The organism is Virgibacillus salinus (assembly GCF_900102415.1).
In the GTDB taxonomy this organism is placed as follows: Bacteria; Bacillota; Bacilli; order Bacillales; family Amphibacillaceae; genus Lentibacillus; species Lentibacillus subterraneus.
The window spans coordinates 101,756-125,475 of record NZ_FNKD01000002.1 but is presented as its reverse complement, the minus strand read 5'-3'; the positions used below and the strand labels follow the sequence as shown (position 1 = coordinate 125,475).

The 23,720-nt window shown below is 35.9% G+C and carries 25 protein-coding genes and 1 other annotated feature; of the genes, 7 read left to right on the top strand and 18 right to left on the bottom strand.

Going from position 1 to position 23,720, the window contains the following annotated elements; genetic code table 11:
• Positions 1–5 precede the first annotated feature (5 nt).
• From BLS02_RS07405 to BLS02_RS07385, 5 genes are all read left to right on the top strand, one after another.
• Complete coding sequence (locus tag BLS02_RS07405; protein ID WP_092492374.1) at positions 6–1,583, top strand: DUF6583 family protein; 1,578 nt, start codon at positions 6–8, stop codon at positions 1,581–1,583.
• Between the two features lie 18 nt (positions 1,584–1,601).
• Positions 1,602–2,822, top strand: coding sequence for an ABC transporter permease (locus tag BLS02_RS07400; RefSeq protein WP_092492373.1), 1,221 nt, complete (start codon positions 1,602–1,604; stop codon positions 2,820–2,822).
• Entirely contained in the window at positions 2,819–3,937 is a 1,119-nt protein-coding gene (locus BLS02_RS07395; protein WP_092492372.1) for an ABC transporter permease, read from the top strand. The genes BLS02_RS07400 and BLS02_RS07395 overlap by 4 nt, the downstream gene beginning before the upstream one ends.
• The gene (locus BLS02_RS07390) at positions 3,930–4,601 is read left to right on the top strand and encodes an ABC transporter ATP-binding protein (RefSeq protein WP_092492371.1); all 672 of its coding nucleotides are present in this window, start codon (positions 3,930–3,932) and stop codon (positions 4,599–4,601) included. The genes BLS02_RS07395 and BLS02_RS07390 overlap by 8 nt, the downstream gene beginning before the upstream one ends.
• Positions 4,602–4,675: 74 nt before the next feature.
• The gene (locus BLS02_RS07385; RefSeq protein ID WP_092492370.1) at positions 4,676–5,290 is read left to right on the top strand and encodes a lytic transglycosylase domain-containing protein; all 615 of its coding nucleotides are present in this window, start codon (positions 4,676–4,678) and stop codon (positions 5,288–5,290) included.
• A 120-nt stretch (positions 5,291–5,410) separates the two neighbouring features.
• On the opposite strand, the gene BLS02_RS07380 is transcribed toward BLS02_RS07385, so the two are convergent.
• Both BLS02_RS07380 and BLS02_RS07375 read right to left on the bottom strand, forming a co-directional pair.
• On the bottom strand, positions 5,411–6,496 hold the full coding sequence (locus BLS02_RS07380; RefSeq protein ID WP_092492369.1) for a M42 family metallopeptidase: 1,086 nt from the start codon (positions 6,494–6,496) through the stop codon (positions 5,411–5,413).
• 75 nt (positions 6,497–6,571) lie between these two features.
• On the bottom strand, positions 6,572–7,057 hold the full coding sequence (locus tag BLS02_RS07375; protein WP_092492368.1) for a dUTP diphosphatase: 486 nt from the start codon (positions 7,055–7,057) through the stop codon (positions 6,572–6,574).
• 116 nt (positions 7,058–7,173) lie between these two features.
• Between BLS02_RS07375 and BLS02_RS07370 the strand changes: the two genes are divergently transcribed.
• Together BLS02_RS07370 and BLS02_RS07365 are read left to right on the top strand one after the other, a co-directional pair.
• A complete protein-coding gene (locus BLS02_RS07370; protein ID WP_092492367.1) occupies positions 7,174–7,566 on the top strand; it encodes a sigma-w pathway protein ysdB in 393 nt (130 codons plus the stop codon).
• 16 nt (positions 7,567–7,582) lie between these two features.
• Positions 7,583–7,978, top strand: a complete 396-nt coding sequence (locus BLS02_RS07365) for a TIGR02328 family protein (RefSeq protein ID WP_092492366.1) — start codon at positions 7,583–7,585, stop codon at positions 7,976–7,978.
• A 91-nt stretch (positions 7,979–8,069) separates the two neighbouring features.
• Here the strand turns inward: BLS02_RS07365 and BLS02_RS07360 are convergent, their stop codons facing one another.
• The 16 genes from BLS02_RS07360 to polA form a co-directional block, all read right to left on the bottom strand.
• On the bottom strand, positions 8,070–8,645 hold the full coding sequence (locus BLS02_RS07360; RefSeq protein WP_092492365.1) for a TVP38/TMEM64 family protein: 576 nt from the start codon (positions 8,643–8,645) through the stop codon (positions 8,070–8,072).
• 80 nt (positions 8,646–8,725) lie between these two features.
• A complete protein-coding gene (locus tag BLS02_RS07355) occupies positions 8,726–8,995 on the bottom strand; it encodes a DUF1294 domain-containing protein (RefSeq protein WP_092492364.1) in 270 nt (89 codons plus the stop codon).
• A 67-nt stretch (positions 8,996–9,062) separates the two neighbouring features.
• Complete coding sequence (gene rplT / locus BLS02_RS07350; protein WP_092492363.1) at positions 9,063–9,419, bottom strand: 50S ribosomal protein L20; 357 nt, start codon at positions 9,417–9,419, stop codon at positions 9,063–9,065.
• 66 nt (positions 9,420–9,485) lie between these two features.
• On the bottom strand, positions 9,486–9,683 hold the full coding sequence (rpmI, locus tag BLS02_RS07345; RefSeq protein WP_092492362.1) for a 50S ribosomal protein L35: 198 nt from the start codon (positions 9,681–9,683) through the stop codon (positions 9,486–9,488).
• A 21-nt stretch (positions 9,684–9,704) separates the two neighbouring features.
• A complete protein-coding gene (gene infC, locus BLS02_RS07340; RefSeq protein ID WP_139180779.1) occupies positions 9,705–10,208 on the bottom strand; it encodes a translation initiation factor IF-3 in 504 nt (167 codons plus the stop codon).
• 63 nt (positions 10,209–10,271) lie between these two features.
• Positions 10,272–10,398 (bottom strand) — a sequence feature (ribosomal protein L20 leader region).
• Positions 10,399–10,531: 133 nt separating this feature from the next.
• On the bottom strand, positions 10,532–12,478 hold the full coding sequence (gene thrS / locus BLS02_RS07335; protein WP_092492360.1) for a threonine--tRNA ligase: 1,947 nt from the start codon (positions 12,476–12,478) through the stop codon (positions 10,532–10,534).
• A gap of 582 nt (positions 12,479–13,060) precedes the next feature.
• Positions 13,061–13,909, bottom strand: coding sequence for a putative sporulation protein YtxC (gene ytxC / locus BLS02_RS07330; RefSeq protein ID WP_092492359.1), 849 nt, complete (start codon positions 13,907–13,909; stop codon positions 13,061–13,063).
• A gap of 493 nt (positions 13,910–14,402) precedes the next feature.
• Complete coding sequence (gene dnaI / locus BLS02_RS07325) at positions 14,403–15,335, bottom strand: primosomal protein DnaI (protein WP_092492358.1); 933 nt, start codon at positions 15,333–15,335, stop codon at positions 14,403–14,405.
• 11 nt (positions 15,336–15,346) lie between these two features.
• Positions 15,347–16,687, bottom strand: a complete 1,341-nt coding sequence (locus BLS02_RS07320) for a replication initiation and membrane attachment family protein (protein WP_092492357.1) — start codon at positions 16,685–16,687, stop codon at positions 15,347–15,349.
• 46 nt (positions 16,688–16,733) lie between these two features.
• A complete protein-coding gene (nrdR, locus tag BLS02_RS07315; RefSeq protein WP_092492356.1) occupies positions 16,734–17,201 on the bottom strand; it encodes a transcriptional regulator NrdR in 468 nt (155 codons plus the stop codon).
• Between the two features lie 24 nt (positions 17,202–17,225).
• On the bottom strand, positions 17,226–17,621 hold the full coding sequence (locus tag BLS02_RS07310; RefSeq protein WP_092492355.1) for a cytosolic protein: 396 nt from the start codon (positions 17,619–17,621) through the stop codon (positions 17,226–17,228).
• A 236-nt stretch (positions 17,622–17,857) separates the two neighbouring features.
• Entirely contained in the window at positions 17,858–18,238 is a 381-nt protein-coding gene (speD, locus tag BLS02_RS07305) for an adenosylmethionine decarboxylase (protein ID WP_092492354.1), read from the bottom strand.
• A 162-nt stretch (positions 18,239–18,400) separates the two neighbouring features.
• Complete coding sequence (locus BLS02_RS07300; RefSeq protein WP_092492353.1) at positions 18,401–19,432, bottom strand: glyceraldehyde-3-phosphate dehydrogenase; 1,032 nt, start codon at positions 19,430–19,432, stop codon at positions 18,401–18,403.
• Positions 19,433–19,543: 111 nt separating this feature from the next.
• Positions 19,544–20,158: a dephospho-CoA kinase gene (gene coaE / locus BLS02_RS07295; RefSeq protein WP_092492352.1), complete on the bottom strand. Its 615-nt coding sequence runs from the start codon at positions 20,156–20,158 to the stop codon at positions 19,544–19,546.
• Positions 20,159–20,167: 9 nt separating this feature from the next.
• A complete protein-coding gene (gene mutM / locus BLS02_RS07290) occupies positions 20,168–20,998 on the bottom strand; it encodes a DNA-formamidopyrimidine glycosylase (RefSeq protein WP_092492351.1) in 831 nt (276 codons plus the stop codon).
• 14 nt (positions 20,999–21,012) lie between these two features.
• Positions 21,013–23,655 (bottom strand): DNA polymerase I, encoded by a 2,643-nt coding sequence (gene polA / locus BLS02_RS07285; RefSeq protein ID WP_092492350.1) that lies wholly within the window; start codon positions 23,653–23,655, stop codon positions 21,013–21,015.
• Between the last annotated feature and the right edge of the window lie 65 nt (positions 23,656–23,720).

The window sequence follows — 23,720 nt, the reverse complement described above, 5'->3', positions numbered from 1 at the left end:
TATAAATGAGCTCAAAAAAAGTTATAGTAATTTCAATTGTCGCTGTTCTTTTAGTTGGCGGAAGTATTGCAGCTTATGTTTTGCTTGATTTGTCTGCCAAACAGCAATATTTTCTAGCTGAGAAAGATTCAGCAGAATTTCTTGCAGATGAAGCAGAAGCACGTTATCAGCCGGAATTAAGCTGGTATGAACAAAGTGAGGAAAATCCCACAGAGACAACACTGGAGTTTTCCGGTGAATATAATGATCCAAATACAATGAGTGGTTTCGGTGGTATGGGTCCAGCCCAATTTATTAACAATGCAACTCTTACCATAACTACTGCCATTGATAAAAATAAGAAGCATATGGCATCCGACATAAAAGCAAACATGGGAGCACTTGAAGTTGGAGATATTAATTTTTATCTGACAGAGGATCAGATCATGTTAGGTTTGCCGTTTCTCGAAGAATTAGTTCAGTTAAATGGTGATGACTTTGGTAAGTTATTAAAAGAAGTTGATCCAAACACGTATACTGGAGACGAGAAACTTGATTTCAATGCTTTTTTTGAAGGATCAGCTGGGGTTCTTAGCAAAGAAGACCAGAAATATATCCAGGAAGAATACTTGGAGATGGTTTATGACAATTTGCCTGATAAGGCATTTGAAGTAACAGATGAAACAGTTAACGTTAACTCGAATGCTATGGATACGCAGAAAATCACCATGCATCTTTCCGAAAAACAAACAAAAGAACTTTTGAATACAGTACTTAAAAAAATGGAAAATGATGAAAGACTAAAAGAAATTATCAGTGAGCAGATTGGTGTTCAACAGTTTGGTGCAGGTATAACATCATCAAGCTTTACACCTGCTGTTCAAAAACAAATTGATCAATTTATTGGAGAGTTTGAAACAGCTATAAAGGATGCTCAGGAAAATTTAAATGAATTTAAAATTCCAGATGGTATTCAATCGACGATATGGGTGAAAGACAAACTAATTGTAAAACGGGATTTCTCTATAAAACTTGGTCCAACAAACGAGGAACTGGTCACTTTATCTGTAAATGGAACGCAACTACTCCAGGACCAAAACCAAACCTTCGATTACGAATTTGAAGCAACTGATCAGGATGGTAGTCACAACATGATACTTGCAGGAGATTTGGAGACAACTAGCGATAAGGTTTCTGATTCTATTAAACTTTCATTTGGTGAAACAGAACTATCATATGATGGTACCGGAACATTACAAGATGGCAACAGAGAATTTGAACGGGTATTTTCGTATAGTGACGCCAGAGATAGTGGTAGTCTAACATGGTCTGGCAACGCTTCCTATAACAATGATCAAATGTCATCTGAACACGACTTTTCGGTTGAAGCGCCAAATATTGGGCCGGATATGATTGGTCTCCACATCGAAAAAAGTGCAAAGCTAATTAATTCGGTTGAATTAGATAGCGAAAAGGAAGTTAAGAACATCGGGAACATGAGTATGGATGAATTAGATCAATACATCGAAATGGAAGTTACGCCTCAATTCCAGCAATGGATCTTCGGATTAATGGGAACTGGCGGGAATCTAAATGGCTTTTAATGAAATGGAAGTGGATGTATGTATTTCATAAAACATCTATTTTTATTTACCAATTATAATATTAAGCAATTGCAGAGGAAGTGGTTAACACTTCCTCTGCTTTTACTGTTTCCTATAATTCTCGTATCGCTAATTGCTGTCATAGCAGTTTCCATTGTTACACCTGAGGAACAGAAACCCATTAATGTAGGATTAGTCGATTTGGATAAATCAGAAGAAACTGAAATGGTTTTAGACATGATTGATGAATCATCACAATTAGGAAGTTACATACAAATTAAGAAGATGACAAAAAAGCAGGCAACCGATCAAATTGAGAATCACTTAAGTGCCTATGTAACCTTCCCTGAAGGCTTTACTGAAAGTTTATATAATGGAAATCAAGTATCATTAAATATCACAGGTAATCCAAATAAACGAACAGAGAGTTATGTTGTGAAAGAATTGCTTGATAGTATTGCACGGCACATTCGTGCATCACAGGCAAATATACTAACAATAAACTACTATGCCAAACAGTTATCCATTGACGATGAAACACGCCAGGATATGCTATTTAACCAATTTACTAACTTTTTAGTATATACAGTAGGTAAAGATAAGATCATAGATGAGGAAAAAATTACTAATAACGCAACCAATTCACCCGTTCACTATTATGGGCTTGCAGGCTGGTTTACGATTATCACAATCTGGCTGCTGGCATTTTACTCATTTTTCACAAAAGATGAAGAATATCGCATTATGGATCGGATGCGACTATATGGGGTAACTCAAATAAGACAGGTATTTGCAAAAATATTATCCACTTTCATAGTAACATTCATCTGTGCGGGTATCACATTGTTCATATTGACTAATTTAATGGAAATCACTTTATTCGGTGAAGATTATTTACGCATATCGATCATAATAAGCCTTTATAACATTGCATTCCTATTCGGGTTAGCTATTCTGGAAACGGTAATCAGTGGCCAAAAAGTACGTTTGCTTACACAATCATTATTTTCATTTTTATCATTATTAGTAAGCGGAGCAATTATACCCACTCTCTACTTTCCATTATATGTACAAGCACTTTTACCATACAGTTTCTCCGGTGAAAGCTTTCACTGGCTTCAGGAAGTAATTATAAACGGCAGATCTTACGCTGATTATGTACCACTTACACTTCTGACGGCAGCAAGTGCGCTTCTAATGTTAGGGATATCGATGTGGAAGGAGCGTGTTAATCCATGAGCAGTATCCTGGCGACACGCTTCATGCATTGGAAAAAACAATTTACAAGCCTGGTATTTTGGCTTTTATTCCCACTTGTAGCAACAATAGGTATCATAACAGTTACTGATGTTTTACAGGAAGATTCGAAAGTTCCAGTTGGTATCGTCCTGGAGGAAGAAACAAATGCATCTAATGAATTGGTACAGGAGATTAAAACAATACCTTTTGCCAGAATAAAGGAACTGTCTGAAGATGAGGCACTTTATCAATTAAGAAAGCATGAATTAGATAGTGTATTTATTATTCATCATGGCTTTGAGGAAAAAATTCTTGAAAATAGTCGTAATCAATTAATCACCAGCTATCAGTCCGACCTGTCGTTTGCCTATTCACCAGTTAAGGAAATAGTTTTATCCTATGTACAGCAGGAAACCGGAAAATCAAAAGCTGCATTCGTTGTTAAAGAGCTTATACAGCAGCACGGAGGGAAGCAAGAATGGAGTTATGAAGAGATTGTTACTAGAAGTAACCAAATTGAGCAGGACGAGAACCTTCTCACAACATCTTTTTCATTCAATGCGGCACCCGTAAAAACAAGTAAAGATACAGCATTGTTATCCATATGGGGATTATGGGCGATATGCAGTATGCTTTCAACGCTGCTACTGTTTGACTGGGTAATTAAAGAAAAACAATCGAACACGAGAATACGCTTTGCATTCACTCGTTGGACATTAAAATCATATCTATTACAGAATTTTATCCTTTATAGTGTCCTGTTTTTTATTGTCGATCTTCTCACCGTTATTACGCTGTATTTTGCATTTGGAGAGTGGATTAGCATTCTTAATTTAATTATTTACCGGATTTTAATTAGTCTGGCTGCTTTTTTACTTGCACATCTTTTTAAAACGACATTTTTATATTATTCTATGTCATTTGGAATAACACTTTTTGTCACTATTAGCAGTGGTGCAGTTCTCCCCTCAGGAGTAATCGCGAATTGGGCGGGGTTCGATTTGTTTAATCCAATTCTACCGTTACTGAACGGAGAATTTATAAGTCTATGGTCTCTTGTGGTAATTCTCTTTGCGATTGTCTGGCTTGTTAGAAAGGAGAAATACAATGCTTAATGTCCAGTCCCTATCAAAGGTATATGGAAAAAAACAAATACTAAATTCGGTTACATTCACTGCTAAACCAGGAGAAATTATTGGACTTGTAGGTGAAAATGGTGCAGGCAAATCAACCATGCTGCAAATCCTGGCAACGTTATCCCAGCCAACTTCGGGTTCTATTTCATTATATAATGAAGCCTATCACAAAAACAAAAAGCAGCTTCGTAAAAAAATCGGTTTTGTTGCACAGGATATTGCATTATGGGAAGAATTCACGGTTAAAGAAAATATGGTTTTCTTCGAGAAACTATCATGGAAAAATAAAAGTAAAGGTGAGCTGAGACAGCTTTGCAGAGATATGAAACTCGAAAAATGGGATGAAGCCGTTAAGACTCTTTCAGGCGGAATGAAACGGAAATTAAATTTAGCGATAAGTTTAATACATGAACCAATGCTATTACTTTTAGATGAGCCTACCGTAGGAATTGATCTGAAATCACGCAAAGAAATCGGTTCATACTTATATGAGCTTGCAAAGAATCACGGTAAAATGATTATTTATACATCGCATGACATGGACGAGATCAATAGCTTATGTGAACGAATATATTGTATTGGAAACGACCCTTTTTATCATCAAGTATTACAGGATTATGGGAAAGAGCCGATAATGTTATAAAGGGGTATTGTGTTATTGTGATAATTTGGATAAAGTTGTACACTTAATGTAATTAATTTGGGGGGAATATAATTATGGATATTCGAAGTTTGCAATCATTAATTCAACAACAGGCTATGTCAGTATTAACGTCTTCCAGGAACGGCTCAACTAACTCCCCTATGATTGACCTAGCGTTTAAACAGTTGTTGCAGCAGCAAATAAATAATGGAACCACCAATAACAATAACTTTATGCAGGGGAACATGCAGACTCAGCCATTAATGCCACCTAAAAACACTTCCCCATTAACAGTAAAGAATGCTACTTCACCTGTAATATTTGATTCGTATATTTCCAGGACTGCCGAAAAATATGGAATAGATCCAAAACTGATTCACTCCGTCATAAAAGCCGAATCAAATTATAATGCAAATGCCAAAAGTGGTGCTGGTGCGCAAGGTTTAATGCAATTAATGCCCGCTACTGCAAGAGGGCTGGGCGTCACCAATCCATATGACCCCAAACAGAATATCGAAGGTGGAACGAAATATTTAAGTCAGATGCTTGACCGATACAACGGAAATATCGAAGTGGCTCTTGCCGCCTATAATGCAGGACCGGGGAATGTAGATAAACACCAAGGTATTCCACCGTTTGACGAAACACAAAACTATGTAAAAAAAGTAATGAATTCCTACATTGTATAAAAAAGCTGAGGAGTGGTCTCTCCTCAGCTTTTTCCTGTATACCAGGTTCTTTTAGTAAAGTTTCTTGTTTTTCCATCTTCATGGGTAGATTTTAACAGCCACGTTTACTAGAAAACAGCCTTAACCTAAAACTATTTCCTTCACTTTATCGTTGTCTAATTTTTTAATTGTTTCAACAATTAATTTTACTGCATTTTCAAAATCATCACGATGTAGGATAGCAGCGTGTGAATGAATGTAGCGTGTTGCCACCGTAATCGATAGGGATGGAACTCCATTAGCTGTTAAATGTATAGAGCCAGAATCGGTCCCCCCACCAGCGATTGTTGCAAATTGGTACGGAATGTTGTTTTCATCCGCTGTATCAACGACAAATTCACGTACACCTTTATGAGAAATCATCGATGCATCATATAAAAGAATCTGTGGTCCTTCTCCAAGCTTGCTGTCCGCATCTTTGTCAGAAACACCAGGTGTATCCCCAGCAATACCAACGTCGACACCAAAACCAATATCCGGTTTTATAGCATGTGCAGATGTACGCGCACCACGTAAACCAACTTCTTCCTGGATTGTTCCTACCCCATAAACAACATTAGGATGCTTTTCATCTTTTAATTGTTTTAATACCTCAATTGCAATTGCACAGCCAATTCTATTATCCCATGCTTTTGCTAACAGCATCTTATCATTTTTTAACTGCGTAAATTCGAAATAAGGTACAACTGAATCACCAGGACGTACACCAAATTTCTGCGCCTCTTCTTTACTTGATGCTCCAATATCGATAAACATGTCCTTAATTTCAATTGGCTTCTTACGTGCTTCAGCCGAAAGGATATGTGGTGGCTTTGAACCAATTACTCCTGTTACATCACCTTTTGATGTCATAAGGGTCACACGTTGCGCAAGCATAACCTGGCTCCACCAGCCACCAACTGTTTGAAAATATACAAAGCCATTATCATCAATACGGGTAACCATAAATCCAACTTCGTCTAAATGACCAGCAACCATGATTTTAGGACCGTTCGAATCACCAGTTTTCTCCGCAATCAAGCTGCCTAAATTATCAGTATAAACTTTATCAGCATATGGTGTAATATACTTCTCCATCACTTCTCTTGCTTCTTTTTCATTACCTGGAATTCCTTTTGCATCTGTTAAATCTTTTAACATTGTATTTGTTTCATCTAATTTCGCCATATGTAAAGAATCCTCCTTCATTGTTATCCTATTTCATTATAACTGTAATTTCAGAAATAACAAAATGATTCCAACCTAATAACCCTGGTTCTGCCGCTCATAATTAATTTCATTCTTTTTAAAATATGCGTTCTGCACTGCTTTTTCATCAAAACCTAGTAACTCCCCTAGCTGCAAGTATTTTTCAAAAAGAACTTCATAGTTTGCTTGTGTAGGCTGTTGTTTAAATAAAACACATGCATTAAAAACATGATTAAATTGTTCTGTTTCACTCCCAGAGGAATTTCCAGTTCTTGTTGATGTATACTCATACCCTTTTTCCAAACCTAGTGATAAAATAAAATGTATTCCATCAACGTATTCTTCCAAGATTATAGCATCTTCGTTTCTTGGTTTTTTACTCCAGAATTTAAAGCATCGTGTTTCATTGGCAAGTTCTCCTAATTCAACAAGTAAAGCCAAGTGTTTTTCTTCAAAAATATCCTTGCCTGTTAAATCATGCTGTGATTCAATATAGTTGTCCAATTGTTTTTGCATCGTGTATAATTCTGACCAGTCCATGTCTATTCCTCTTTTCTCTTTTTGTCGATTGTAACATGAAATTATTATAAATAGTGAAACCTGATACTATCTCAAAACGTACAAGATACTATCAATTAATAGGGAGACGGTTTGATATGATCGTTATTTTGTTTCGAATACTTATCCTCATAGCACTCGCTCTCCTCGTCTATACGGTATATCAATATTATCGTAATCCGGAACGAAAGATGCAAATTGCCAAAGCTAAGGACGATTTCTATATTGTAGATGAACCGACTAATAGTAAGAAAAATATTCAGTTTGTCTATAAAAACTGCTTATTTGAAGGCGAAAAATATCTTGGCACAACAGAGGATTCATTTGAAGTTGTGAATATTAGCGTGTTTGCACGTGATCCCGGTGAATTAGGTGGGATTACGAGAGATGACCTCTATTTCATTGAAAAAGAATTATTAATTCGATATCCACATGCAAAAATTGAATGGAAGCATCCTATAAATAAATTGCTTTTAACAATTATTGAATAGAAGGTGTATAATTCTTATGCGATTATGGCATGAAAAACTCATCCCACTCCTTCCTAGTCAACAATTACTCGGGCAGCATCGTGAATGTTGTGCACTAAGAGGGAATGGCTGGGGAAAGCCACACTCTACAGTTAACTACATTTTTAAATATTCGCCATATAAGCTATTTCAATATCATTTAAAAATAATTCATGAGATGAAACACAGAGGGTATAATGTTCAGCCGCTCTGGGAAGAACCAACTTATCGCGGAAAATCCGCTGAGAGACATCCTAACCTTAAATCTATAACATTTAAAGATGATCAAACCGATAAAGGAAAAATATACCCAGAACACAATGAAGAATATCTTAATGAATGTCTTGATAATCTGCAAAAAAAAGGAATCAATATTAAATTAAATGTAAAATAGCTCACAAATGTAGCAGTATCTGCAAATGGTGAGCTATTTTATATTTAATTTGGCCTGTGACAGACCAAACTCTTGAACGATTTCATAATTCTCATTGTGTACTTACTTGAAAAAAATCGTTCCATTTTATAATAATTTCTTTTCTTCTTAAAATGTAGAGTAGTGGCAGTAATGTTACTAAGAATACGAGGATATACATTGGGGATAAATTTGATATCCATTTGCCAACAGATGTATATACGAATGCTAATGGAATGTTTGATAATAATGATGATTTGGTGTAATCCTTAAAATTTGCGGATATTTCTATTAAGCATAATGATAACAAATGAAAATGGATGAACGGCACGAGTCGTAGTATGGCAATTTGGGATGTAGTGAACTTGGAGTTACTGCCAATTATTTTTCGTTTCAGGTTTACTAGCTTGTTAAATGTTTTTGGCATCCAGCGAATTACTCCGTAAAAAATGATACTGGACAACGTAATGCCAATAACTGAATAAAGCGTTCCTGCAACAGCTCCAAAAAGAATTCCACCCGATATACATATAAATACAACAGGAAGAAAAAATAATGGCCTTAATAAATGGCAACTTATAAATAAAAAAGGGGCAAACAATCCACCTGTTTCAATGAATGCTAGTAAATAATTGCCAAACAGCTCCATACCCAACCTCCTTCATGAGAGCATGCACTTGGTAATCATATTAGTACATGTATATGACAAGAGACGAGCCTTTATGACATCTAATATGTTAAATACACTATTAGAATAATGTGAATGACAATTAACGATGGCATTCCTAAGGTAAATAAGCGATGCTTCGTTTTATGCCGATAACGCTTCATCCCTAAAAACGCCCCAACTGCTCCACCTAAAATCGCTAGTCCCCAAAACGTACGTTCAGGTATCCGATATTTATGTCTGATTGCCTTCTGCTTATCTATTCCCATTAAAATAAAAGCCATCGCATTTACACCAATAAGAAATAGGATAATGAGATTTAATTCATTCATCTTTTCACCTCTAATATATAAAAACGCCAAATCCAGTTCGTCTAGATTTGGCGTTTATGATTATCTGCTACTTAGTAGCTGATTTAGCTTTTTCAGCTAATTCTGCAAAACCTTTTTCGTCATTGATTGCAATATCTGACAGCATTTTACGGTTAACATCAATTCCAGCTAATTTCAATCCATGCATTAATTTGCTGTATGAGATATCATTCATACGTGCAGCAGCATTAATACGAGTAATCCATAGTTTACGGAAGTCACGTTTCTTCTGTCTGCGATCACGATATGCATATTGACCTGATTTCATAACTTGTTGTTTTGCTGTTTTAAATAAAGCTCTCTTTGAACCATAATAACCTTTAGCTAACTTTAGTACGCGTTTACGACGTCTGCGCGTAACTGTTCCACCTTTTACACGTGGCATATTAATTCCCTCCTAATACAAATAAAAAATAGTGTAATGTCTTTTTGCGATCCGATGCCTCAATGCTTATTTGTACGGAAGCATTGTTTTAATTCGTCTGAAATCACCAGCAGAAACAACTGTAGATTTACGTAGTTTACGTTTTTGCTTTTGGGATTTATGGGCGAACATATGACTTGTATAAGCGTGTGAACGTTTTAGCTTTCCTGAACCAGTTTTGCTGAAACGTTTTTGAGAACCTTTATGGGTTTTCATTTTAGGCATATTGAGTTCCTCCTTGAGTTGTTATTTTTCAGTTACTGGAGCAAGCATCATGAACATGCTACGACCTTCCATTTTCGGTTTGGATTCGATTGTCGCAATATCTTTTACTTCTTCTGCAAAGCGGTCAAGAACTTCCCGACCAAGCTCCTTGTGTGTAATCGCACGTCCGCGGAAACGAACGGATGCTTTTACCTTATCGCCTTTATCAAGGAATTTTCTAGCATTTTTTAATTTTGTATTAAAATCATGCTCTCCAATCCCTGGTGTAAAGCGCACTTCTTTTACATTGATAACTTTTTGCTTTTTACGTGCTTCTTTTTCTTTCTTTTGCTGTTCAAAACGATATTTACCAAAATCCATGATTCGACAAACGGGTGGTTTTGCATTTGGTGCAACAAGAACCAAATCAAGATTCCTTGTTTGAGCGATATCTAATGCTTCATTACGTGATTTCACTCCAAGCTGATCACCGTTTGAGTCGATAAGTCGTACTTCTCTAGCACGAATTTTTTCATTAACGTTCATATCTTTGCTAATAGCCAGCCACCTCCAAATTATTGTAGTGTTGCAGATCCGTTATTGACAAGTGAATTAAAAAACGTGTAGGTACAATATTGCACCCACACGTCTCCATTAGTCTATTAAAAGAGTTCAAAACCAGTCAACTGCACGAATGCGTCAAACAGGTGAGAAGCGGGTGCTTCTACTTGTCTCAGATCATTTAATTTTATTCAACTTTAATAGAATAGCATGTATTTTCTTCTCTGTCAAATCGATAATATAGAAATTACAAGCTTAAATATAATTTATCATAATTTTACTATACTTAGGTGTATCCGGAAATTAACTTATTTTCTGCGCAGTTCTTTGCTTGCTATTTCATCGTTAATTAATATTTCAAATTTATCATAAGCAATAGTCTCAGACTGTTTCTCACCATAACGACGAAAATTAACTGCATTTTCATCAATTTCATTATCTCCAAGAACTAAGGCAAAGGGAATTTTCTGTGTTTGTGCTTCTCTTATTTTGTAGCCTATTTTTTCATCACGTTCATCAACTGAAACACGGATACCTTGGAACCGTAACTTTTCTTCCACTTTTTTTGCATAATCCATGTGGACCTGAGGTGAGACCGGAATGACTTTCACTTGTACTGGTGCAAGCCAAGTTGGAAACGCTCCTTTATATTCTTCTATTAGGAAAGCAACAAATCTTTCCATTGTTGATACAACACCACGGTGAATAACAACTGGGCGATGTTCATTTCCATCCTCACCTATATATGTCAAATCGAACCGTTCAGGTAACTGATAATCAAGCTGAACAGTGGACAGTGTTTCATCTTTTCCTAAAGCTGTTTTTACTTGCACATCAAGCTTCGGACCATAGAATGCAGCTTCTCCTTCCGCTTCAACATAATCAACATTCATTTCTTCCATAGTTTCTTTGAGCATCGCCTGTGCTTTTTCCCACATTTCATCATTGTCAATGTATTTCTCTTTATCCTCAGGGTCGCGGTAAGAAAGGCGGAAGTAATAATCATTAATTCCAAAATCTTCGTATACTTTTTGCACAAGCTCTACAACACGAATAAATTCAGCCTTTAACTGGTCTGGACGAGCAAAGATATGTGCATCATTCAGTGTCATTGCACGAACCCGCTGTAGCCCGGCCAATGCACCAGACATTTCATGACGGTGCATCGTACCCAGTTCAGCAATTCTGACTGGCAGATTACGATAGCTGTATAATTGATTTTTATAAACCATCATATGATGTGGACAGTTCATTGGACGCAAAACTAAATCTTCATTGTCCATTTCCATTGTTGGAAACATATCATCTTGGTAGTGATCCCAGTGCCCGCTTGTTTTATATAAATCAACACTTCCGAGTACTGGTGTATACACATGGTCATAACCTAAACGTTCTTCTAAATCAACAATATAACGCTCAATAATACGGCGAATTGTTGCTCCTTTTGGCAGCCATAATGGCAGCCCTTGTCCAACTTTTTGGGACACCGTAAAGATTTCAAGTTCTTTGCCAAGTTTACGATGGTCACGCTCTTTTCTTTCTTCCAGAATACGTAAATGCTCGTCAAGCTGTCCTTGCTTTTCAAAAGCTGTTCCATAAATGCGCTGCAGCTGCTGATTATTGCTATCACCGCGCCAGTATGCTCCAGAGATGCTTAGTAGTTTAAATGCTTTTATTTTACTTGTTGATGGTACATGAATTCCTCGGCATAAATCAAAAAACTCTCCCTGCTTGTATATTGTTACTTGTTCATCCTCAGGGATAGCATCAATTAACTCAAGTTTAAGGTCGTCGCCAATTTCCTTAAACATTCGCTTTGCTTCATCCCTTGAAACTTCAACTCGTTCTATTTCAAGGTTTTCATCAACAATTCGCTTCATTTCTTTTTCGATCTTTGTAAGGTCCTCAGGAGTTAAGGATTGTTCCATATCTATATCATAATAAAACCCTTCTTCAATTACAGGACCTACCCCAAAATTGACATTTTCATATAACCGTGTAACAGCTTGTGCCAATAAATGTGCTGTTGAGTGACGCATGATGTCTATCCCATCATCACTCTTATATGTAACAACCTCAATCACACCGCCTTGTTGAAGCTTACGTCGCAGATCATATAATTCTCCATCCAATTTAATCGCCAGTGCTTGTTTTTTTAATCCTGACGAAATAGAACTCGCAATTTCTTCGCCAGTTGTCCCTTGGGGAAATTGTTTGTTTGCACCATCTGGGAAAGTTATTGTAATCTCAGCCATTAGTAACACTCCTTCTGTGTTTTCTATTTGAATATCTCTAAAAATAAGGCTCTTTTAATAAGTTTTGTTGCTCTTAGCTTCGCAGTTCGATATAAAATACGACGTAATGTAAAAAATGCTTAAGTGCTAGGATATCGCTCTGTAAATACACTCCGCTGAATTAGTAACAGTTAGTGAGTTTCTCTGACACACAACTGGAACAGGCGAGGAGTCCTGGTGGATGCCAAGTTTTCAAATCAACAACAAACTCTTAGAAAATAGCCAAAATTAAAAACGCCCATCCCTCTGCATTTAAGCAAAGGGACGAGCGTTGGTAACATCGTGGTTCCACCCTATTTCCCGCAGTTTCTGCGGCTCATAAATCTTTAACGCAGATTGTACGCCACTATTTACTTAAGTTCAATAGCAGAGTTTAAAGGTGGTAATCATTTGCATGGGTACGGAAGTTTTCAGCCGGTGACTCCCTTCTCTTATCTATCCAAAAACCAAATGATCTTGTCCTTATCATTACTTTTAGATTCGTTAAAATTATATATAAGTCGTATTATAGCTTCTGCTGACAATAAAATCAAGCTTTAATAATTATTTTTTTAAATAATATTGAAATGGGAAGCTGCTAACTGGCTGAAATTCAACTCTTTCCTGAAAAACATTAATTACAGTTAATGTTTTTGGTTCAGAAGGATGGTCGCCATAAATTTTTATTTTCTTCGGTGCCATCGCTATTAATGGTGCTAAATTCAACTCGTCAGCATCCAATCCCACAATATAAAGTGGCTCTTTTTGCATGAGCATTCTTAGTTCGAGCTTTGTAAACCTTTTTCCGTTCGTTTTATAAAAAGAAAATTGGTTGCCCTGCATTATATGGACTGTATTGTAGGACGGTTCCCTTTTAACAATGTATTCCCGCAGCATATCAACAAACGCTTGATGATCTTCTTCTCGTTTAAACTCATCTATTGCCAACCCAACAAAGTATATAAGCTGGTCTTTAAATACCTTGAACTGAAATTTAACAACTGAATCAAAATGAATTGTTTCAGTGTTTTTAATATTGGCTATAAATAACGACTGCAATAATTGACTTGGATCTTTGTTTTTCCTAACATTAACACTGTCAGCATCATCACCTGAGAATATCCAGTGAGTTATATCTAATATGCGTTCTATTTCATCCATGTTTGTATAGTAATAATAGTCTTTAATTATTCCGTTTATCATGTTTGTAAGTCGATGTGTTACAAATACCTCAACCATAGATTTCGCTATGGATTCCATTGTCTCATTACCAGGTACCTGATAATCAAGTATTAAATGATTCCCCCATTCCTCACTTGTTTTCCAATGCAATTCAATCTGCTTATTATACTGAAATAAATGCTCACAAAAACTAATCACTTCTTTATCCGATTCAAAATAAACTTCCAGCAAATACATCACCCTCACCCAAGAACCAAACTGTTACATTATATGGACATACATGTGAAAAAATGTATAAACCCATGAAACTAGTAAAGTTAGTAAACAACTGGAAGCAAGTACCTGAAATATATCCTTTCTTCTTCACTATTATAATCGAATCTAAAACTTAAAAAGTGTTATAAAAAATATATTTTATTTTAATGACACCACATGCCCGTCTAGATTCGATAGTGGTTATAAGAAGTACTCATTAGAAAAATGGCTTAATGCCAATCCTTAATAGCGAGAGTCAAAGTGAATCTTATGCTCAGAAAGCGAAAAGGAAGAAATTCGTAAGCTGCTGCCGCACTGAAGGTCATGTGGTACGACACAGGGAGGGGGAGTTCACTAGGCGCTGATGGGTGAAGTCCAGTTATCTGTAGCACCTAAATTTTATAGTACGCTAGACAATAAAAAAACTAGCGTAAAAGAACATAATCTTTCATGCTAGTTTAATGATATTCTAAACATCCCGGCGGTTTTCTCCTGACAGCGGAATTTCTTTACTTACTTGTTTAATACGCTCAATAATTCGCCCTGCTTTTACTGTTTCAACACCGCCACGATTGGATCTGCCAAGCTGCTCTTCCAAATGTTCCAGACTGTAATTAGATGTGAAAAACACTGGCAGCTTTTCCATCATGCGATATTGTAAAATAGACCCTAGTATCTCGTCTCGAAACCAGGCTGATTGTGTTTCAGCACCAATATCATCCAGCATTAGCACATCCGCTTTTTTAAAGTAATTTATCTTTTCATTTATCGAATCATCTTTAATTGAACTTTTTATTTCACGAACAAATTCTGGCATATAAATTAACATGGATGATATATTATATTCTTTTAATGCGTTTGCCAGCGCCCCAAGCAGGTATGTTTTTCCAACACCAAACGGTCCGTAAAAGTAAATACCTTTTGAAGGGAGCCCTGATTTCGTTTGTTCTAAAAAGAGGAGTAACTGCCTAATCCCACTACCTCTTTCAGTATCATGATCGATATCGTCTATAGCTGCATTTAATATTTCCTTTGGCATATACAAACTCTCGATTAACTGCTGCTGTTGCTGTTGTTTTTCATGATCCAGTCGAAGGTGACACTTTTCATATGATAGATGAATCTCATTATCTTTAACATGTAATACAGGTGAATATCCTTGTAGCATATTTTGACATTGTTCAAAGGATTTACATTTATCACACTGCTTAGATTGGGATTTATATTCATATAGCTTTATCAGATTTTTTTCAACTTCTTTTTCCGGCAATGTTGGATGATATGACAAAAATTCTTTTATTTCAGGGTCATTTAAAACTTCCTGTTTGATTCGTATATAGTTTTCTTTAAAATTTTTATTTTCTTGCATCCATTTTTTTAATTCCGATTGTACCGGCTTCATTTTTATCATCCTTATAAATGATTATTCTTCTTTTTAGAGTATTTTCGCAATAGTGTTGCTGTTTCTTCCCATTCTTGTTGTGAATCTGTATTATCTTGAGTTGAATTTGCCTGCTGCTTCTTCTTTTTCCGTTCTTTAAACCATTCAGGAACAACCTCATTAGACTGAGGCTTTTTATAGTTTGGTTTATTTGCTTTTCCTTTTTGATATCGGTCCTTCTCACTCTTTGCGAATGCCATAGCTTCTTTTGCTGTCTTCAGATTAGCACGTGACCAATGACTTGCTATCTTTTCTAGATACGCTCTTGATAGCTTCATATTTGATTGCAGCAAAACATAGTGGATAAGTACATTCATCACTGGAGAAGGCAGTCCTTGGGTTGTCATAACTTCACGAATCACCTTCATATCCTGGGCAGATGCCTGACCACCACTTGATAAATCTTCAAGTAGCTGTTTTGGTGATATTTTTTCCAATTCGATGATAAGCTGCTCTTCTTTCGTAGTTGGATTACTAACCGGTTCATTTATTGGATGTGCTTCTTTTTCAGTAAGCTTAATATTTATTTGATTGTGTTTGTTCTTAAATAAGTCATGACAAGCTTCTTTAAACTCATTACGATTAAGTGAATTTTCATCAGTCAACGCCCATAACACAGATTTTTCTACTTCATATGTTGCTAAATCATATAAAGTCATCATTTGGGAAATTAATTTCCTGTTTGCCGGAGTCAACACTCTATTTGCTGGAATCATACGCTGTTTCAGCATTTGTTCCATCCAGGTGAAATCAATTGCAGCAGTATCTGTAACCGATTCATGTTGATCTTCAGCCACTTCCATCCCTTCTAGATAGGGTTGAAACGTTTTGAAGACTTCACTGAAGGAGGCAGTTATGTTAGCTCCTTCTCTTTTTTCATGTTGGGTATAGTGTTCCTTCAGTAATTCAAATTTATTTTCACCAATATGATGATATAGTAATTGAGCCAGCATTTCATCCGTAAAAAAATTTGCTGGTGAAAACGGACTTTGTAACTCATATATATATGAAATTTGTTCATCTATTTGATTCTTATATGTTTTAAGCAGTCCAATGCCCTCAAGTTTTAACCTTGCCCGATAAATATCATCTAATGGTAAATTCATATAGTTCATTATTGTATGGTGTGTTTGGACTAATGATCCATGCTGAAATTCAAGTTCGTTCATTAGGGTTTGATATAATGAATATGCTTGAATACCAATTAAAGGTTGGTACAAGTGAGTTAACGACTTTGCATAATCAACTGGCAAATTTCCTTTAAACAAAACACGATAGCCTTCGACTGGCAAAATTTTTCCTATATGATTCATTACTCTAACCCTTTCTTTGTTCCAAACATGATACTGAATTGGTTTTTCAAGTATTATTCTTATCTGTTTTAATTAAGTCTTTTAATTCATCCAAAAATACAGTTAAATCCTTAAACTGTCGATAAACTGATGCAAATCGAACATAAGCTACTTCATCAACTTCTGAAAGTCGATCCATAACCATTTCACCTATTTCTTTACTATCAATTTCTGATACACCAGTATTACGCAATTCCTTTTCAACATCGATGGCAAGTTCTTCAATTTTTTCAAGAGGAACTGGACGTTTTTCACATGCTTTTATTAATCCTCGTATTAATTTTTCTCGGCTATATTCCTGTCTTGTACCATCTTTCTTCACAACAATTAACGGGACCTCTTCAATCCGTTCAAATGTTGTGAAACGAAATCCGCACTCTTCACATTCTCTGCGTCTGCGGATCGAACGAGCCTCTTCAATTGGCCGTGAATCCAAGACTTTTGTACTTTTATAGTGGCAATTTGAACATCTCATGTCGTTCAACCCCATTCATTTCTGCTACCGCCTATTCGTATTATTAATTATAGGTAGCTCTTTATTTACCTGTTGATATAGTTGCTGGATAATTTTTGTACTATAACCTAAATCAAACGGTAATACTGACTCTGTTGTAACTGAGAAATCAATAGCTGTCTGATAAGGTCTAACCATTATCACAGTTGCAACAACAAAGGCTTTTTTTCCTTTGATAATAGTGGCACTAATTTCACCGTGACCTTTGGAAATAGCATTGATGTGATAGCTTTCGTTATTATTAAAATGATTTTCCAACAAACTTAACCCTTTGTCTCTTGTTGTTTTATAGTAATGTGTTTGGAGCGTCGGATCAATATGATTCTCACTAGTTTCAGCATGATTACTAAAATATTTCGCAGTTTTTTGTCTGAACGACATTTCGTACACCCCATCCGAAAATAATACATATGTATAACTTCTTATCGTACACTATATATCTATTTATTTTAACATGTTTTTTGTAAATCGACTAATTATAGAAAACTTGGCTTATCGTCTAGCCTTAATGGTGAAAACCTTAGTTGCACTTATGCATTAAGAAAGTATTTATAGTATCTTAACCACGAAAAAAGGATTAACCAATTATTCTGGTCAACCCCTTCTGTCCATACTATTTATAACATTTTTTGAAATGGTTTTACCTTAACAGGTCCCTTACCTCGTTTAACTTCAACCTGTTCAAATGTTTTTGCCTCTAATGCCTTTATAATATATTCAACAGCTACATTTGGATCAATTGTATTACTGCATGTATAAACATCAATACTTGCATAGCCATGCTCAGGAAAGCTGTGGACTGTTAAATGTGATTCTGCAATTATAACTACCCCACTAACCCCATGTGGTGAAAATTTATGGAAAGCTACTTCGCGTATTTCTGCTCCAGCCTCTAAAGCTGCATCAACAAAAATTTGCTTGATTTGACTAATATTATTTAAAATATCTATACTACACTCCCATAATTCAGCAATAACATGTCTTCCCATTGTATCCATTTAAAGATTCCACCTTAATATAAGTTGAGTATCTTCTATCTGCAGCTATAATTCCGCTACTGAGGGAAGTTAGTCCAATAAGATTCTAACCCTTTAAGCAGGTATCATTTAATATAGAAGTCATGAGAAATTATAAACTTATTTTAATGTACTTGCAATATTTTAAGAAATTTTCATTTCTAGTTTATTGATATTATTCCCAACATATTTGGTGAGATCTATGACTCGTTTTGAGTAACCCCATTCATTATCATACCAAGCCAACACCTTAATCTTGTTATCTTCCATAACCATCGTTGATAGTCCATCTATAATTGCAGAATACTCCGATGACGTGTAATCAATTGAAACAAGTGGTTCATCACTATATTTTATAATTCCTGCAAGCTCATTCTCAGCAGCTTTTTTGAATACGCTATTAACCTCTTCAATTGATACGGACTCTTTTACATCAATAACCAAGTCTATTAATGAAACATTAGGTGTTGGTACTCGCAGGGCCATACCATGCAGCTTACCATTCATGTTAGGTATTACTTCACCTAAAGCCTTAGCAGCTCCTGTTGAGGTAGGAATAATTGATTGTGTACAACCTCTAGCCCGTCGTAAATCTTTGTGCGGATTATCTAAATTCTGTTGATCATTCGTAAACGCATGAACAGTTGTCATTAAGCCGTTTATAATTGAAAAGTTATCATCTAATACCTTCACTACTGGTGCAAGACAATTAGTCGTGCATGAGGCATTGGAGATCACGTTATCCTGTTCTTGATTATATGTGGTCTCATTCACACCCATTACAATTGTTTTGTCAACATGTTTTCCAGGTGCCGTTATGACAACCTTCTTGGCTCCTGCCTGTAAATGTAAACCAGCATCTTCTTGTGTTTTAAATTTTCCTGTTGCTTCTACAACTACATCGATATCATATTCTTTCCACGGTAATTTCTCGGGTTCACGTGCACTTGTTAAAGAAATTTTCTTCCCATCAACTTCCAAACTTCCATGAAGCGCTTTCACTTCTCTGTCAAAAATACCATGAACACTATCATACTTTATCAAATGTGCAAGTGTTTCTGGAGGATAACTTGCATTTACTGCGACAACCTCTATCTGATTATCTTTAATAGCTTGACGAAAGACCATGCGTCCAATTCGTCCAAATCCGTTAATTGCAATTCGGGTTTTACTCATTTGTAGTCCTCCTATATATGTTATACTCTTTTAGTTTTTTATCATAAATAGTATAACATAATTATATGAAAATGTGCTCAAAAGTTGATAAAAGCCTAGGAAAAATTATTCCTAGGCTTCTTTAGCTTCATTTACATTCCATTTTTTTAGCAGGTCTTCCAGCTGCCGATATGACTCTTGCTTTGTTCCATTGTTGTCAATAACAGCATCGGCAAGGTTTGCTTTCTCTTTAACAGAGATCTGAGCATTAATTCGTTGATATGCCTCTTCCTCTGAATATTCATCACGTTCCATTAGCCGTTGCACTTGAACGTCCTCATCCACGTATACAACAACTGTTTTGTCGACAAAATCAGTTAATTTGCTTTCAAATAGCAATGGAATATCAAGAACAACACATTCCGTTCCAGATTCTACATAGCCATCTCTTCTTACCAGCATCTTTTCTCTGACTGCAGGATGTACAATACCATTTAATTGTTTACGTTTTGATTCATCATTAAAGATAATATTTCCTAATTTTTTTCTATCTAGTGCCTTATCATCACGCAATATTTCTTGGCCAAATGTCTCTACGATTTGCTCATAGGCCTTCTCCCCTGGCATTACAACTTCACGTGATAGTTTATCCGCATCAACTACTGGAATATTAAAATCATCGAACATTAATGATATGGTGCTTTTCCCGCTTGCTATACTTCCCGTTAAACCGAGTACTAGTGCCATTGCTATACCTCACTTAAATTTTTGGCAGGATATACAAACGTGTGTACCACGTCCACCGATTTTCATTTTTACAATTGGCTTTCCGCAATTTTTACATGGTTGATTTTCTTGTCCATAAACAAATAGTTCTTGTTGAAACATTCCCATTTGGCCTTGTCCATTAACATAGGAGCGAATTGTTGTTCCACCTTGGCCAACTGCATCACTAAGTGTGATTATTGCTTGTTCTTGTATTACTTTCACTTCTCTTTTCGTTAACCTGCTTGCTTTTTTCAATGGGTGAATATTTGCTCTGAACAGTGTTTCATCAACATAAATATTCCCTAAGCCAGCAACAATATTTTGGTCCAATAATACCGCTTTAATAACGCGTTCAGTTTTTTTGAGTTTTTTATAAAAATAATCAAGTGTAAATTCTTCATCAAAGGGGTCAGGTCCTAATTGATTCAGTGGTTTATGATTGAATTCGTCACCTTTATTAAAAACATGCATAGTTCCAAATTTACGCACATCATTGTAACGAAGCTCTTCCCCATCAGTAAAGCTAAAAATAACGTGTGTATGCTTTTTCATTGGTTCTTCAGATGAGTGGACACTGTACTTTCCTTCCATACGTAAATGAGAGATAAGCACAGATTCATCAAGCTGAAATAACAAAAATTTTCCTTTACGTTTTATATCATAGATTGTTTGTCCAGTTAATAAATGCTTGAATTGTTCTGCATCATCAGGTCTTTTTATAATATTTGGCCATAGAACAGAAACATCTGCAATGGTTTTATTGATAACAAATCGTTTTAATGTTTTTTTTATTGTTTCGACTTCTGGTAATTCTGGCATGTTCCTGATTCTCCTTATTTTGCATCAAACCAGCTATCACCATATTCATAATCTACCTTCAGCGGGACAGACAATTCTATAGTATTCTCCATTATAGCTGGGACTATTTCTTTTAGTTTTTCAATTTCGCTCTTTGGTGCTTCTATAATTAACTCATCATGTACTTGTAATATTATACGTGCTTCCAATTTCTCGTCCATTAGCTTTTGATGTAAATCAATCATTGCTTTCTTAATAATATCCGCCGCACTGCCCTGGATGGGTGTGTTCATTGCCGTCCTTTCAGCGAAAGATCGCAAATTAAAATTTCTGCTCGTTATTTCTGGCAAATATCTTCTGCGCATCATGAATGTTGTAACATAACCCTGATGCTTTGCTTCCTGAACAATTTCATCCATATACTTTCTTACACCTGGATAACTTTCAAAATAGCGCTCAATAAACTGTTTCGCTTCCTTACGTGTAATGCCCAAACTCTGAGAAAGTCCATAATCACTTATCCCATAGACAATACCAAAGTTAACTGCTTTAGCTTGTCTGCGCATATTTGATGTCACGTCATCCTTTTCCACATGAAAAACATCCATCGCAGTTTGAGTATGGATATCGATATCGTTTTTAAATGCAGCAACTAACTTTTCATCTTTTGCAATATGTGCAAGCACACGTAGCTCAATTTGCGAGTAGTCAGCTGCAAACATTATCCAGTCCTCTTTTGCAGGTATAAATGCCTGGCGAATTTTACGTCCTTCCTCCAACCGGATCGGAATGTTTTGCAGATTTGGATCAATTGAGCTCAACCTTCCAGTTTGTGTTAATGCTTGATTGAACCGGGTATGAATTTTATTACTGTTACGATCCACCACTTTTAATAACCCTTCAATATAGGTTGATTGAAGTTTACCAAGCTGCCTATATAAAAGAAGCTTTGGGATAATTTCATGTTCCGATTCCAATTGCTCCAGGACATCTGCAGCAGTAGAATAACCAGTCTTAGTCTTTTTGATTACTGGGAGTTCCAGTTTTTCAAATAGTATAGGTCCTAATTGTTTAGGAGAATTTAAATTAAATTCTTCGCCCGCAAGTTCATAAACTTCATTCTCAATATTCTTCAAGCGCTCCTTAAGCGAAACTCCCATTGCCTCAAGTCTTTCTATATCAACCTGAACACCAGTATGCTCCATCTCACCTAAAATTAGTGCTAGCGGCATTTCTAATTCTTTAAGTAGTTCAAATTGCTCGTTCGCTTTCAATTGTTCTTCCATTTTATCTTTTACATTAAATAGTAAATTTGTTTTGCGGACAACATGCTCTGCCAATACATCCTGTTCCGGCACTTTCATTTTTGCACCTTTTCCGTATACTTCTTCATCAAATGAGACATCCGTTTCACCAGTCCGATGTCCAATAGCAGGGATATCATGGTTATTTTCAGATGGATTGAGTAAGTATGATGTCAAAAGCATATCAAAGGAAATCCCCTGAATATGTACACCTTCGTTCAGTAAAGCAACCAAAGTTTTCTTAGCATCAAAGACTATTTTGGATTTTGTTATATCCTCCGCCCATTTTTTAAACGCATTTGAGTTTAACGCTACAGTTGTTGGTATAAAATAGGCATTTGAACCATCAACTAGACCAAATCCTTCAATTGGAGCTTGGTGATAGTTCTCCTTAAGCATTTCCACTACCAATGCTGCATTTTTCTCAGTAAAAATCTCTTCAGTTACCTCGTTAAGAATGGTATAGTTAATTTCACTAAGACCTTGGGTAATATCATTTTCTTCGGTAGGATCACCAGTAAGTCTAGTTAACAAAGAAAGGAATCCCAAATCTTTAAAAATGGCACTTACATCTGATTGCTGATACCCTTCGTATGTAAGATCATCCGTTGAAATTTTTATCGGAGAATCACAATTGATTGTAACGAGCTGTTTACTCATAAATGCTTCAGATTTATGGTCGACTAGTTTTTCTTTTAACTTCTTTCCACTTACTTCATCCACGTGTTCGTAAACATTTTCAAGTGTGTGGTATTGCTTTATTAATTTTGTCGCTGTCTTTTGACCAACACCCGGAACACCTGGAATATTATCTGAACTATCACCCATTAATGCTTTAAGATCTATAATTTGATCTGGGTCTATTTCCATCTTTTCTTTCATGAACGATGGTGTATAAGATTCAACGTCACTTAGCCCCTTTTTCGTAAGGTTAACAGTAACTTCATCTGATACTAGCTGTAACAAATCCTTATCACCGGAAATAACCGTTACATCCCAATTATTGTTCTTACCCTGTTTTGAAAGTGTTCCGATAATGTCGTCCGCTTCATATTGGTCCAACTGATAATGTGGAATCTGAAAAGCATCCAACACTTCTTTTAATACAGGAAACTGTTCTGATAACTCAGGTGGAGTCTTTTGCCGGCCACCTTTATATTCTTTATATGTTTCATGACGAAACGTTGTCTTTCCTGCATCAAACGCAACTAACATATGTGTTGGCTTCTCATCCTCAAGAATTTTTAGCAACATTGTTGTAAATCCATAAACAGCATTTGTATAGACACCTTTATCATTATTTAATAATGGTAATGCAAAAAAGGCACGATATATAATGCTATTTCCATCAATTAAGACTAGTTTATTTGACATAGTAATCCTCCAATCATACCGTGAAATCACTAAACACATTTTATCATGGTACAAGCTTAAATGAA